Consider the following 13401-nt stretch of genomic DNA (forward strand, 5'->3'; position numbering starts at 1 on the left):
CGGGTTCACCCACACGGGTGAGCGCACGAGAAGTCGGCCCCTCAGGCGGAAGCCGCCCGCTCCCCCCACACCGCGGCGGCCACCAGCCCGGCCGCGTGCGCCGCGAGCCCGAGCCGCCCGTTGGAGGCGGCGATGGCGCTGCCGACGGCGGCACCGAGCGCGTGCGCGCCGGCGTCGCCGAGCATGGCGACCTCTCCGAGGTCGTCGCCGAGGACGGCCGCCGCCGCTCCCATCGGCGCGCCCGCGAGCGCCCCCCGCAGCAGCCCCGGCGCGCCGAGCCCGAGCACGAGGAGGCCCGCGCGCCCCGGCCGTACGTCCACGAGGTTCACGAGGTGCGCGGTGCCGGCGATGACGACACCGGCGAGGACCTTGTCGAGGGGCTTCTCCTTGAGGAGGGCCCCGGCGGCGAGCGAGGCGGCACCGATCCCGAAGAGCTTCACGGCCCCACTGGTCACCTCGCCACCACGGAGCGCCCCCAGATGCGCCCGGAACCCGCGCCGGTGGTCACCGCGCAGGTCGTCGTACCGCCCGCACGCGGCCGCCGCGGCGACGGCCAGAGCGGCGGGCGGTGCGGCGGGCAGGGCGGCGACGGCCGAACCGAACGCAGCGGCCTGACCGGCCTGGAGGAGGACCCGACGGCCCGCGTGGTTGGTCCGCTCCCAACTGCCGGGGTTCCCCGGCGGCCGCCGCCGGAGCCGCCCGTACGCGAGCCGGGTCGCACCGAAGGCGACGGCGAACGTACCGATCCGCCCCGGGGCCCGGGTCACGCGTCCGCCCGGGCCGTGGCCAGCAGCTCCTCCGCGTGGGCCCTGGCGGTCTCGGAGTCCTCCTGGCCGGCGAGCATCCGGGACAGCTCCCGGACGCGCTCCTCGCCCTCCAGGACGGTGACGCCGGAGCGGGTGACGGAGCCGTCGTTGGTCTTCTCGACGAGCAGCTGCCGGTCGGCGAAGGCCGCGACCTGCGGGAGGTGGGTGACGACGACGACCTGCGCGGACTTGGCGAGCTTGGCGAGCCGGCGGCCGATCTCGACGGCCGCCTTGCCGCCGACGCCCGCGTCGACCTCGTCGAAGAGGTACGTCGGCACGGGGTCGACCCCGGCGAAGACGACCTCCACGGCGAGCATCACGCGGGACAGCTCGCCGCCGGACGCGCCCTTGGCGATGGGCCGGGGCGGGGCGCCGGGGTGCGGGGCGAGCAGCAGCTCGACCTCGTCGGCGCCGGACGGCCCGTAGGCGACGCGCCGGCCGCCGACCTCGACGCCCTCCTCGTCCTCGGTCTGGGAGATGGCGAAGGACACGCGCGCGTGCGGCATGGCGAGCGAGGCGAGTTCGGCGGTGACCGCGTCGGCGAACCGGGCGGCGGTCTCCGTGCGCGCGTCGGTGAGCGCCTGGGCGAGCACCGACAGCTCGTCGCGCAGCCGGTCCCGTTCGGCGGTGAGTTCCTCGATGCGATCGTCGTCGCCCTCGAGCTCGCCGAGCCGCCCGGCGCTCTCCTCGGCCCAGGCGAGGACGGCGTCGATGTCCTCGCCGTACTTCCGGGTGAGCTGGGTGAGCAGGGCACGCCGCTCCTCGACGGCGGCGAGCCGCAGCGGGTCGGCGTCGAGGTCGTCGGCGTATCCGGCCAGTTCCTGCGCCACGTCCGAAAGGAGGATGGAGATCTCGCCCATCCGGTCGGCGAGCCCGGCGAGCGCCGGATCGTGCGACCGTACGGCCTCCAGGGCCCGGCCCGCGCCCGCGACCAGGGTGGTCGCGTCGACGGCCTCGGGGTCCTCGGGGTTGCCCGCGAGCGCGGCGTGCGCGAGCGCGGCGGCGGAGGCGAGGGCCTCGGCGTGGCCGAGCCGCTCGGCCTCGGCGGCGAGTTCGACGTCCTCGCCCGGGCGCGGTTCGACGGCCTCGATCTCGCCGAGCCCGAAGCGCAGCAGATCGGCCTCCTGGGCCCGCTCACGCGCCCGCGTGGTGATCTCGTCCAGCTCGGCGGTGACGGCCCGCAGCCGCCGGTACGCCTCGCCGTAGGCGGCGAGCGGCACGGAGACGGCCTCGCCCGCGTACCGGTCGAGCGCGCCGCGCTGCCGGGCGGGCTTGAGGAGGCCCTGCTGGTCGGTCTGGCCGTGGACGGCGACGAGGTCGTCGGCGAGTTCGGCGAGCAGCCCGACGGGCACGGAGCGCCCGCCGAGGTGGGCGCGCGAGCGTCCCTCGGCGGAGACCGTACGGCTGACGAGGAGCACGCCCTCGTCGAGCTCGGCACCGGCCTCCTCGGCGCGTACGGCGACGGACGAGCCCGGGGGCACGCTGATCCGCCCCTCGACGACGGCCGAGGCCGCGCCGATCCGCACCAGGGCGGGGTCGGCACGTCCGCCGAGCAGCAGCCCCAGGCTGGTCACGACCATCGTCTTGCCCGCACCGGTCTCACCGGTCACCGCGGTGAATCCGGGCGACAGCTCGACCACCGCGTCGTCGATGACCCCGAGCGACCGTATCCGCATCTCCTCCAGCACGCCCCAGACCATACGAGGTTTCCCGGGTCGGATGCGACATCGCCCCCGTGCGTAACCCCCGGGAGCACCACTCGTTACGGAGCGGGCCGGGGGATCAGCGCGGTGCGCCGCGCCACCCCGACACGGGCAGGGCGAACTTGGCGACGAGCCGGTCGGTGAAGGAGGCGTGGTGCAGCCGGGCGAGCCGCACGGGCACGGCGCCGCGCCGGACCTCGACGCGCGCGCCCGCCGGGAGTTCCACGGTCCGCCGCCCGTCGCACCACAGCACCCCGTGCGGGGTGTGCGGCTCGACCTCGACGGCGAGCACCGACTGGGGGGTGGTGACGAGGGGCTTGGCGAAGAGGGCGTGGGCCCCGATCGGGACCATGAGGAGCGCCTCGACCTCGGGCCAGACGACGGGCCCGCCCGCCGAGAAGGCGTACGCGGTGGACCCGGTGGGGGTCGCGCAGATCACCCCGTCGCAGCCGAAGCCGGTCACCGGGCGCCCGTCGATCGCGAGGACGACCTCCAGCATCCGTTCCGGGGAGACCTTCTGCACGGCGGCCTCGTTGAGCGCCCAGTCGCGGTGCAGGACGTCGCCGTTCTCGTACACGACGACGTCGAGGGTCATCCGCTCCTCGACCTCGTACGCCTTGGTGACGACCCGGTCGACGACCTTGTCGAGGTCGTCGCGCTCGGCCTCCGCGAGGAAGCCGACGCGCCCCAGGTTGACGCCGAGCATGGGCACGCCGGAGGCGCGGGAGAACTCGGCGCCGCGCAGCAGGGTGCCGTCGCCACCGAGGACGACGAGGAGTTCACAGCCGTCGAGCGCGTCGGAGCAGGCCTCCGGCACCTTCTCGACGGACGGCGGCAGCGGCAGGTCCGCGGCTTCGGCCTCCAGGACGCGGACGCCGATGCCGCTCCGCAGCAGCCCCAGGACGACCAGTTCGGCGCTGCGCACGGCGGCCGGACGGCCGGTGTGCGCGAGCAGGAAGACGGTGCGTGTTGTTCCCGATGGTGCTGCTGCAGTTGAGTTCAACGAGGTCCCTCCGCCACGGCGCGGTCGACGTCCGCCGGATCCAGCGCGGGCGCGCCTGCCCGCAGCCACAGAAAGTACTCGACGTTGCCCGAGGGGCCGGGCAGCGGGCTGGCGGTGACGCCGAGGACGCCGAGGCCGAGCTCTCCGGCCTGCCGGGCCACGTTCTTCACGGCGTCCGCGCGGAGTTCGGCGGAACGTACGACTCCGCCGGTGCCGAGCCGCTCCTTGCCCACCTCGAACTGCGGCTTGACCATGAGGACGAGGTCGGCGCCGGGCGCCGTGCAGGCCGCGAGGGCGGGCAGGACGAGCCCGAGCGGGATGAAGGACAGGTCGCCGACGACGAGGTCGACCGGGATCCCGTCGATCGCGTCGATCGTCAACTCGCGTACGTTCGTGCGGTCCTTCACGGTGACGCGCTCGTCGCTCTGCAGCGACCAGGCGAGCTGTCCGTAGCCGACGTCGACGGCGACGACGTGGGCGGCGCCCGCGCGCAGCAGGACGTCGGTGAAGCCACCGGTGGAGGCTCCGGCGTCCAGGGCGCGCCGGCCCTCGACCTGCAGCCCCTGCGGCACGAAGGCGGCGAAGGCCCCGGCGAGCTTGTGGCCGCCGCGCGAGACGTAGTCGGGGTCGGAGTCGTCCTGGGCGACGACGATGGCCGCGGCGGTCTCGACCTGGGTGGCGGGCTTGGTGGCGACGGTCTTGCCGACGGTCACCCGGCCCGCGGCGATCAGCTGGCTGGCGTGCTCGCGCGAGCGCGCGAGCTTGCGCCGTACCAGCTCGGCGTCGAGACGGCGGCGTGCCGGTCCTGCCACGTTCGGTTCAGCTCCTGTTGTCGTACGGACGGGGGGCGGGGTGCGTGTCGAGCGAGGTCAGCTCGGCGCGCAGTCCACGGTGTACATCCTCGTACACCTCCAGGTGTCCGTCCGCCGGGAGGTGGTCCACCTCGGCGAGACGCGCCAGGTGGGCGTCGACGGCGGGATGGCCGGTGGGCTCCAGGGCGACACCGAGCGGCGCGGGCCCGGCGGGCTCGTACGCCTCGTCCGTCTTCTCGACGGGCTCCGGCATCTCATCACTCATGCCCCGACGCTACCTCGAAGCCCTGGGGTACCGTCGACGACGATGGCGACGATCACGGAGTGCCGCGGCGCACTGGACAGACTTTCGGACAATCTCGCGCGGGCGGACGACGGCCTGCGCGGTGCGGCCGCGCTCGACCGCAGCCTGAGCTGCCACATCACCGACCTCGACACGACGTTCACGGGCCGCCTCGCGGACGGCCGGATCCTGGTCGACGGGACGGTGGAGGGCCCGCCGCGGACCAAGGCGCAGATCCGGCTCGCGATGACCGGTGACGACCTGGTGGCGATGGTGGACGGCGGGCTGAACTTCGCGAAGGCCTGGGCCTCCGGCCGGGTCAGACTGGAGGCCGGCTTCCGCGACCTGCTGCGGCTGCGATCACTCCTGTGACCGGGGCACCCTCGGACCACGTCCGCGCCGGCCGCTCTCCCGCCTCAGGTCACCTCCACGCCGGGCGCTCCCCCGCCAGGGGCCACCTCCACGCCAGGCACTCCCCCGCCACGGGCCACGTCCACGCCAGGCACTCCCCCGCCATGGGTCACTTCTGCAGCGCGGGTTCCTGAGCAGCCGGCTCCTCGGCCTGCGCCGGCACGGTCGCCCGGCCGCGCGCCTTCCGCCCGGCCGGCACGACCAGCGGCGTCCCCGTCTCCGGGTCGTCGATGACCTGGCAGCGCAGCCCGAAGACCCGCTCGACCAGCTCGGCGGTCACGACCTCGGACGGCGGGCCCTCGGCGACGACCTCGCCGTCTCGGACGGCGATGAGGTGGGTGGCGTACCGGGCCGCGTGATTGAGGTCGTGGAGGACGGCGACGAGCGTCCGCCCCTGCGTCTCGTGCAGCTCGGCGCACAGGTCGAGGACGTCGATCTGGTGCTGGATGTCGAGGTACGTGGTGGGCTCGTCGAGCAGCAGCAGCGGGGTCTGCTGGGCGAGCGCCATGGCGATCCAGACGCGCTGGCGCTGACCGCCCGAGAGCTCGTCCACGTACCGCTCGGCGAGCTCGGCGACACCGGTCGACTCCATCGACTCCCGGACGATCCGCTCGTCCTCCGAGGACCACTGGCGCAGCAGCCCCTGGTGCGGGTAGCGGCCGCGCGCGACGAGGTCGGCGACGGTGATGCCGTCGGGGGCCACGGAGGTCTGCGGCAGCAGCCCGAGGGTCTTGGCGACCTTCTTGGCGGGCATCGTGTGGATCGACTGCCCGTCGAGCAGGACGCGGCCCTCGCTGGGCTTCAGCATCCGGGAGAGGGCGCGCAGGAGGGTGGACTTGCCGCAGGCGTTGGGCCCGACGATGACGGTGAACGAGTTGTCGGGGATCGCGACGGACAGCTCGCGGGCGATGACCCGCTGCTCGTACGCCAGGGTGACCGATTCCGCACTCAGGCGCTGCCGCTGCCGACCGTCCATACCCGCACTCCCGGTTCTCGTCCGTGGTCGTGCCCGGCGGTGACGACCACGACCCACGCGAAGTTAGGTTAGCCTACCCAACTTCACTCCCTGCCCGGGCGCCGACGTCTCACACCCCGAGCAGCGCCAGCACCTTCCCCGCACCGGGCACACCGGCGCCCGGCGCCGCGTCCGCCGCGGACCACGAGGCCCCGCACAGCGCCCGTACCGCGTCCATCACGTCCGCCCCTTCACCCGGCGTCCCGTCGAGGACGAGCTCACCGCCGCTCACGGAGGCCCGCCATCCCCCGCACACGAAGCCCCCGTCCCCGTCCGCGGCGACCTCCGGCTGACCCGTGAGCAGCCCCCGCAGATCGGCCGCCACATACGTGGGCCGGTGCTCGGGCACGGCCGCGAGCAGCTGCGCCACGTCCGTCACCCCGGTCAGCACGAGCAGCGAGTCGACCCCGCCGTTGAACGCGCCCTCGATGTCCGTGTCGAGCCGGTCCCCGACCACCAGCGGCCGCTCCGCCCCCGTCCGCAGCACCGTCTCCCGGTGCATCGGCGGCAGCGGCTTCCCCGCGACCTTCGGCTCCACCCGGTGCCCGGTGGCGATCCGCACGACCTCCACCGCCGCCCCGTTCCCCGGTCCGATCCCCCGCGTCCCGGGAATCGTCAGGTCCGTGTTCGAGGCGTACCAGGGCACCCCGCGCCCGACCGCGTAGGCGGCCTCCGCGAACCGCGCCCACGGCATCCCCGGCCCGCCGTACCCCTGCACGACCGCCGCCGGGTCGTCGTCCGCCGAGTCCACCGGCACGAGACCCCGCTCGCGCAGCGCCACCCGCAGCCCCTCGCCGCCGACGACGAGGACCCGGGACCCGGCCGGCACGTCGTCGGCGATCAGCCGGGCCACCGCCTGCGCCGAGGTGACCACGTCCCCGGCCTCCGCCGACAGACCGAGCTCCGTCAGGTGCTCCGCCACCTCACCGGGCGTCCGCAGCGCGTTGTTGGTGACGTACGCCAGGTGCATCCCGCCGGCCCGCGCCGCACCCAGCGCTTCCACCGCGTACGGGATCGCCGCCCCGCCCGCGAAGTACACGACACCGTCCAGGTCCAGGAGCGCCGTGTCGTAGGCCTCGCTCAACGCGACCGCGCTGCCCCCGGGGTACTTCCTCTGGCCGTTCCGCACCGTCACCGCACACTCCTCAGCTCACTGGGTGGAATTCCCCCGCTCCCCCGATCATCGCTCATGCCCACAGGCCACATACGATGACGAGATGAACACCTCAGGTCACGCGGCCGATGACGTCCGCGACGACGCCACAGGCCTGCGCCTGACCCCGTTCCGCGGACTCCGTTACGTCCCCGAGCGGGTCGGCAGCCTCGCCGCCGTGACGTCCCCTCCCTACGACGTCGTCGTACGACCTGACGGACTGCTCCATCTGGAGTCCGCGGACCCGCACAACATCGTCCGGCTGATCCTGCCCCAGGCGATCACCGCCGGCACCCGCCACCGCAAGGCCGCCGTCACCCTCGACCGCTGGCTCGCGGACGGCGTCCTCGCCCCGGACCCGGAGCCCGCGCTCTACGTGTACGAGCAGGAGGGCGACGGCATCCTCCAGCGCGGCATCATCGGCGCCCTGGAGCTATCCGCCCCGGCCGAGGGCATCGTCCTCCCCCACGAGGACGTCATGCCGCACGTCGTCGAGGACCGCGCCGCCCTGATGCGGACCACGGCCGCCAACCTGGAGCCCCTGCTCCTCACCTACGTCGGAGAGGAGGAGGGCGGCGCCGACGCGGTCATCGAGCGCACGGTCCGGCGCGAGCCCCTCCTCTCCACCACCACGGAGGACGGCTTCCAGCACCGCCTCTGGTCGGTCACGGACCCCGCTGAACTCGCCACGATCGCCGGCGAACTGGCCCGGCACCAGGCCCTCATCGCCGACGGCCACCACCGCTGGGCGACCTACCTGCGCCTCCGCGAGGAGCACGCGGCGCCCGGCCCCTGGAACTACGGCCTGGTCCTCCTCATCGACACCGCCCGCTACCCCCTGCGGGTCCGCGCCATCCACCGTCTCCTCAACCGCCTGCCGGTCGCCGACGCCCTCACGGCCCTCGGCGACGCCTTCCGGGTCCGCAGGATCGACCGGCCGCTGCCCGTGGCCCTGGAGGCCCTCGCGGACGCCGCGGCCGAAGGCAACGCCTTCCTCCTCGCGGGTGACGGCACCTTCCACCTCCTGGACCACCCGGACCCCGCCCTCCTCGACCGCACGATCCGCACGGACCGCCCCCAGGCCTGGCGGACCCTGGACGCCACGGTCCTGCACTCCACCCTCCTGGAACACCTCTGGCACATCCCGGACGCCCCCGAGGACATCGCCTACATCCACGACACGGAGGCGGCGGTCGCCCAGGCGGAACGCCGCGGCGGTACGGCGGTCCTCATGCACCCGGTACGGGAGGAGGTCGTCCGCGACCTCGCCCGCCAGGGCGTCACGATGCCCCGCAAGTCGACCTCGTTCGGCCCGAAGCCGGCGACAGGCCTGGTCCTGAGGAGCCTGGCGCTGGACTGAACTCACGGACGGAAACGAAGAAGGGCGGCACCCGACGGGTGCCGCCCTTCTCACTACAGGCGCTACAGGCCCGGATCAGCCCTTGTCGCCGTCCCGGTCCTCGTCCTCGTCATCCTCGTCATCCTCGTCGACGTCGAGCTCGACATCGACGACGCCCGACTCGTCCGACTCCTCGTCGGACTCGTCCTCGGACTCGTCGAAGGCGTCGACGAACTCGACTCCGTCCATCTCGGCGAGCCGGTCGGAGGCGTCCGTGGCGCCGTCCTTGTCGGCCTCCAGGGCCTTGGCGAACCACTCGCGCGCCTCGCGCTCACGGCCGGCGGCGAGCAGCGCGTCGGCGTACGCGTACCGCAGGCGCGCGGTCCACGGGTGCACGGCGCTGGAGGCGAGCTCGGGGCTCTGCAGCGTCACGATGGCCGCGTCGAGCTGCCCCAGGTCCCGGCGGGCGCCGGCGGCGACGAGCCGCATCTCGACCTGCCCGGCCTTGTCCAGCTTCTGCACCTCGGGCTCACCGGCCATGGCGAGGGCCCGCTCGGGCCGGCCGAGGCCGCGCTCGCAGTCGGCCATGACGGGCCACAGCTCGACGCCGCCGCTCATCCGGCGAGCCGCGCGGAACTCGGCAAGGGCCTCGGAGTACTTCTGCGTCGCGTACGCGGCGAAGCCGGCGGCCTCGCGGACGGCCGCGACACGGGACGCGAGCCGCAGGGCGACCCGGGAGTAGCCGTAGGCCTTCTCCGGGTCCTCGTCGATCAGCTGGGCGACCATGACGAGGTTGCGCGAGACGTCCTCGGCGAGCCCCTTGGGAAGGCTCATGAGCTCCTGGCGCACGTCCGGGTCGATCTCCTCACCGGTGACCTCCGGCGGGATCGGCAGACGCTTGATCGGCGCACGGTCGCCCCGGTCCCGGTCGTCACGACGCCCGAAGCCGCCCCGGTCGTCACGGCCACGGTACCCACCGCGGTCGCCGCCCCGGTCGTCACGGCCACGGAACCCACCGCGGTCGCCGCCCCGGTCGTCACGGCCACGGAACCCGCCACGGCTGTCGCCACCGCGGTCGTCACGACGGAACCCACCGCCACCACGGCTGTCGTCCCGACGGAACGACGAGGGACGCTCATCGCGCCGCTCGTCACGCCGGTCGTCGCGACGGAAGCCGCCACGGTCGTCGCGCTGCCCGTAGGAAGGACGGTCGTCCCGACGGAACGACGACGGACGCTCATCACGCCGATCGTCACGACGGAAGCCACCGCCACGGTTGTCGCCACCGCGGTCATCGCGACGGAAGCCACCACCACGGTTGTCACCGCCACGGTCATCGCGACGGAACCCGCCGCCACGATTGTCGTCACGGCGGTCGTCGCGCTGCCCGTAGGAGGGACGGTCGTCCCGACGGAACGACGACGGACGCTCATCACGCCGCTCGTCACGACGGAAGCCACCGCCACGGTTGTCGCCACCGCGGTCATCGCGACGGAAGCCACCACCACGGTTGTCACCGCCACGGTCATCGCGACGGAACCCGCCGCCACGATTGTCGTCACGGCGGTCGTCGCGCTGCCCGTAGGAGGGACGGTCGTCCCGACGGAACGACGACGGACGCTCGTCACGCCGATCGTCACGACGGAACCCACTGCCACCACGGCTGTCGTCACGCGAGGGGTACGAGGGACGGTCGTCGCGACGGAAGCCGCCACGGTCGTCACGCTGCCCGTAGGAAGGACGGTCGTCCCGACGGAACGACGACGGACGCTCATCACGCCGCTCATCACGACGGAACCCACCGCCACGGTTGTCGCCACCGCGGTCGTCACGGCGGAAGCCGCCACCGCGGTTGTCACCGCCACGGTCATCGCGGCGGAAGCCGCCGCCACGATTGTCGTCACGGCGGTCGTCGCGCTGCCCGTAGGAGGGACGGTCGTCCCGACGGAACGACGACGGACGCTCATCACGCCGCTCATCACGACGGAACCCACCGCCACGGTTGTCGCCACCGCGGTCATCGCGACGGAACCCACCACCGCGGTTGTCACCGCCACGGCTGTCGCCACCGCGGTCGTCACGGCGGAAGCCGCCACCGCCACGGTTGTCACCACCGCGGTCGTCGCGACGGAAGCCGCCACCGCCACGGTTGTCACCACCGCGGTCGTCGCGACGGAAGCCACCACCGCCACGGTTGTCACCACCGCGGTCGTCGCGACGGAAGCCACCACCGCCACGGTTGTCGTCACGGCGCGGCCCGCGGAAGCCGCCCCGGTCGCCACCGGCACCGTCCCTGCGACGCGGCTCGCGCTCCGGACGGTCGTCGGGAGAGTTGGTGGACATCGGTGTGACTCCTGTCTTCGGGTACTGCAGTCATTCTCGCGCAGCCGGCACTCAGCCGCGCATCGGAAAGTCAAGCAAAAACAAAAGGACCCCTGGTCCCAGCGTGAACGCTGGGACCAGGGGTCCTGAAGAATTGTTCGGCGGCGTCCTACTCTCCCACAGGGTCCCCCCTGCAGTACCATCGGCGCTGAAAGGCTTAGCTTCCGGGTTCGGAATGTAACCGGGCGTTTCCCTAACGCTATGACCACCGAAACCCTATCGGTTTCGAGCGAACAAGCACACTCTGTAGTTGTGTTCTAGCTCTAGAAACCAGCAACTGTTCGTTGCTTCAGAACTAACACAGTGGACGCGAGCAACTGAGGACAAGCCCTCGGCCTATTAGTACCGGTCAGCTCCACCCCTCACGGGGCTTCCACATCCGGCCTATCAACCCAGTCGTCTACTGGGAGCCTTACCCTCTCAAGGAGGTGGGAATACTCATCTCGAAGCAGGCTTCCCGCTTAGATGCTTTCAGCGGTTATCCCTCCCGAACGTAGCCAACCAGCCATGCCCTTGGCAGGACAACTGGCACACCAGAGGTTCGTCCGTCCCGGTCCTCTCGTACTAGGGACAGCCCTTCTCAATATTCCTACGCGCACAGCGGATAGGGACCGAACTGTCTCACGACGTTCTAAACCCAGCTCGCGTACCGCTTTAATGGGCGAACAGCCCAACCCTTGGGACCGACTCCAGCCCCAGGATGCGACGAGCCGACATCGAGGTGCCAAACCATCCCGTCGATATGGACTCTTGGGGAAGATCAGCCTGTTATCCCCGGGGTACCTTTTATCCGTTGAGCGACGGCGCTTCCACAAGCCACCGCCGGATCACTAGTCCCGACTTTCGTCCCTGCTCGACCCGTCGGTCTCACAGTCAAGCTCCCTTGTGCACTTACACTCAACACCTGATTGCCAACCAGGCTGAGGGAACCTTTGGGCGCCTCCGTTACCCTTTGGGAGGCAACCGCCCCAGTTAAACTACCCATCAGACACTGTCCCTGATCCGGATCACGGACCGAGGTTAGACATCCAGCACGACCAGAGTGGTATTTCAACGGCGACTCCACAACCACTGGCGTGGCTGCTTCACGGTCTCCCACCTATCCTACACAAGCCGAACCGAACACCAATATCAAACTGTAGTAAAGGTCCCGGGGTCTTTCCGTCCTGCTGCGCGAAACGAGCATCTTTACTCGTAGTGCAATTTCACCGGGCCTATGGTTGAGACAGTCGAGAAGTCGTTACGCCATTCGTGCAGGTCGGAACTTACCCGACAAGGAATTTCGCTACCTTAGGATGGTTATAGTTACCACCGCCGTTTACTGGCGCTTAAGTTCTCAGCTTCGCCTGGTCGAAACCAAGCTAACCGGTCCCCTTAACGTTCCAGCACCGGGCAGGCGTCAGTCCGTATACATCGCCTTACGGCTTCGCACGGACCTGTGTTTTTAGTAAACAGTCGCTTCTCGCTGGTCTCTGCGGCCACCCCCAGCTCAGAGTGCAAGACTCATCACCAGGCGTGGCCCCCCTTCTCCCGAAGTTACGGGGGCATTTTGCCGAGTTCCTTAACCATAGTTCACCCGAACGCCTCGGTATTCTCTACCTGACCACCTGAGTCGGTTTAGGGTACGGGCCGCCATGAAACTCGCTAGAGGCTTTTCTCGACAGCATAGGATCATCCACTTCACCACAATCGGCTCGGCATCAGGTCTCAGGCTATGTGTCACGCGGATTTGCCTACGTGACGCCCTACACCCTTACCCCGGGACAACCACCGCCCGGGCTGGACTACCTTCCTGCGTCACCCCATCGCTTACCTACTACCACCTTGGGTCGACGGCTCCACCACTTTCCTTTCCCCGAAGGGTCCGGAACGGCTTCACGGCCTTAGCATTAATGGGCTCGATATTGGGCGTTTCAAAGCGGGTACCGGAATATCAACCGGTTGTCCATCGACTACGCCTGTCGGCCTCGCCTTAGGTCCCGACTTACCCTGGGCAGATCAGCTTGACCCAGGAACCCTTAGTCAATCGGCGCACACGTTTCTCACGTGTGTATCGCTACTCATGCCTGCATTCTCACTCGTGAACCGTCCACAACTCGCTTCCGCGGCTGCTTCACCCGGCACACGACGCTCCCCTACCCATCACAGCACCCGTTGGGGCTTTTGCTGCAATGACACGACTTCGGCGGTACGCTTGAGCCCCGCTACATTGTCGGCGCGGAATCACTTGACCAGTGAGCTATTACGCACTCTTTCAAGGGTGGCTGCTTCTAAGCCAACCTCCTGGTTGTCTCTGCGACTCCACATCCTTTCCCACTTAGCGTACGCTTAGGGGCCTTAGTCGATGCTCTGGGCTGTTTCCCTCTCGACCATGGAGCTTATCCCCCACAGTCTCACTGCCGTGCTCTCACTTACCGGCATTCGGAGTTTGGCTAAGGTCAGTAACCCGGTAGGGCCCATCGCCTATCCAGTGCTCTACCTCCGGCAAGAAACA

Annotated in this window: 10 protein-coding genes, 2 rRNA genes and 1 pseudogene (1 of these 13 cut by a window edge); 2 read left to right on the forward strand and 11 right to left on the reverse strand. The window is 70.7% G+C overall.

Annotation, left to right across the window (positions count from 1 at the left end; translation table 11 throughout):
• Nucleotides 1–41: 41 nt before the first annotated feature.
• From SVTN_RS08540 to SVTN_RS08560, 5 genes are all read right to left on the reverse strand, one after another.
• A complete protein-coding gene (locus SVTN_RS08540; protein ID WP_041128526.1) occupies nucleotides 42–767 on the reverse strand; it encodes a hypothetical protein in 726 nt (241 codons plus the stop codon).
• Nucleotides 764–2506, reverse strand: coding sequence for a DNA repair protein RecN (recN, locus tag SVTN_RS08545; RefSeq protein WP_041128527.1), 1743 nt, complete (start codon nucleotides 2504–2506; stop codon nucleotides 764–766). Before recN ends, SVTN_RS08540 begins: the two co-directional genes overlap by 4 nt.
• A gap of 82 nt (nucleotides 2507–2588) precedes the next feature.
• Nucleotides 2589–3512 carry an NAD kinase gene (locus SVTN_RS08550; protein WP_052499026.1) on the reverse strand — a complete coding sequence of 308 codons (924 nt, stop codon included), beginning with the start codon at nucleotides 3510–3512 and terminating at the stop codon, nucleotides 2589–2591.
• Nucleotides 3509–4324 (reverse strand): TlyA family RNA methyltransferase, encoded by an 816-nt coding sequence (locus SVTN_RS08555; protein WP_041128528.1) that lies wholly within the window; start codon nucleotides 4322–4324, stop codon nucleotides 3509–3511. The genes SVTN_RS08550 and SVTN_RS08555 overlap by 4 nt, the downstream gene beginning before the upstream one ends.
• Nucleotides 4325–4331: 7 nt before the next feature.
• A complete protein-coding gene (locus tag SVTN_RS08560; RefSeq protein ID WP_041128529.1) occupies nucleotides 4332–4589 on the reverse strand; it encodes a hypothetical protein in 258 nt (85 codons plus the stop codon).
• A gap of 42 nt (nucleotides 4590–4631) precedes the next feature.
• Between SVTN_RS08560 and SVTN_RS08565 the strand changes: the two genes are divergently transcribed.
• On the forward strand, nucleotides 4632–4979 hold the full coding sequence (locus SVTN_RS08565) for an SCP2 sterol-binding domain-containing protein (RefSeq protein WP_041128530.1): 348 nt from the start codon (nucleotides 4632–4634) through the stop codon (nucleotides 4977–4979).
• Nucleotides 4980–5127: 148 nt separating this feature from the next.
• Here SVTN_RS08565 and SVTN_RS08570 read toward each other — a convergent pair whose 3' ends face one another.
• Entirely contained in the window at nucleotides 5128–5994 is an 867-nt protein-coding gene (locus SVTN_RS08570) for an ABC transporter ATP-binding protein (protein ID WP_041128531.1), read from the reverse strand.
• Between the two features lie 109 nt (nucleotides 5995–6103).
• On the reverse strand, nucleotides 6104–7168 hold the full coding sequence (locus SVTN_RS08575) for an HAD hydrolase-like protein (RefSeq protein ID WP_078908256.1): 1065 nt from the start codon (nucleotides 7166–7168) through the stop codon (nucleotides 6104–6106).
• 82 nt (nucleotides 7169–7250) lie between these two features.
• On the opposite strand from SVTN_RS08575, the gene SVTN_RS08580 reads away from it, so the two are divergent.
• Entirely contained in the window at nucleotides 7251–8546 is a 1296-nt protein-coding gene (locus SVTN_RS08580) for a DUF1015 domain-containing protein (RefSeq protein ID WP_041128532.1), read from the forward strand.
• A 75-nt stretch (nucleotides 8547–8621) separates the two neighbouring features.
• Here SVTN_RS08580 and SVTN_RS45105 read toward each other — a convergent pair whose 3' ends face one another.
• The 4 genes and pseudogenes from SVTN_RS45105 to SVTN_RS08605 form a co-directional block, all read right to left on the reverse strand.
• On the reverse strand, nucleotides 8622–9419 hold the full coding sequence (locus tag SVTN_RS45105; RefSeq protein ID WP_218922713.1) for a tetratricopeptide repeat protein: 798 nt from the start codon (nucleotides 9417–9419) through the stop codon (nucleotides 8622–8624).
• A gap of 606 nt (nucleotides 9420–10025) precedes the next feature.
• A pseudogene (locus tag SVTN_RS46115) lies at nucleotides 10026–10700 on the reverse strand (DEAD/DEAH box helicase); the annotation flags it as partial.
• Nucleotides 10701–11003: 303 nt separating this feature from the next.
• Nucleotides 11004–11120, reverse strand: a 5S ribosomal RNA gene (rrf, locus tag SVTN_RS08600).
• 106 nt (nucleotides 11121–11226) lie between these two features.
• Nucleotides 11227–13401, reverse strand: a 23S ribosomal RNA gene (locus tag SVTN_RS08605); it runs 944 nt beyond the window's last position.

Origin of the sequence: Streptomyces vietnamensis (genome assembly GCF_000830005.1) — a bacterium.
Classification (GTDB): Bacteria; Actinomycetota; Actinomycetes; order Streptomycetales; family Streptomycetaceae; genus Streptomyces; species Streptomyces vietnamensis.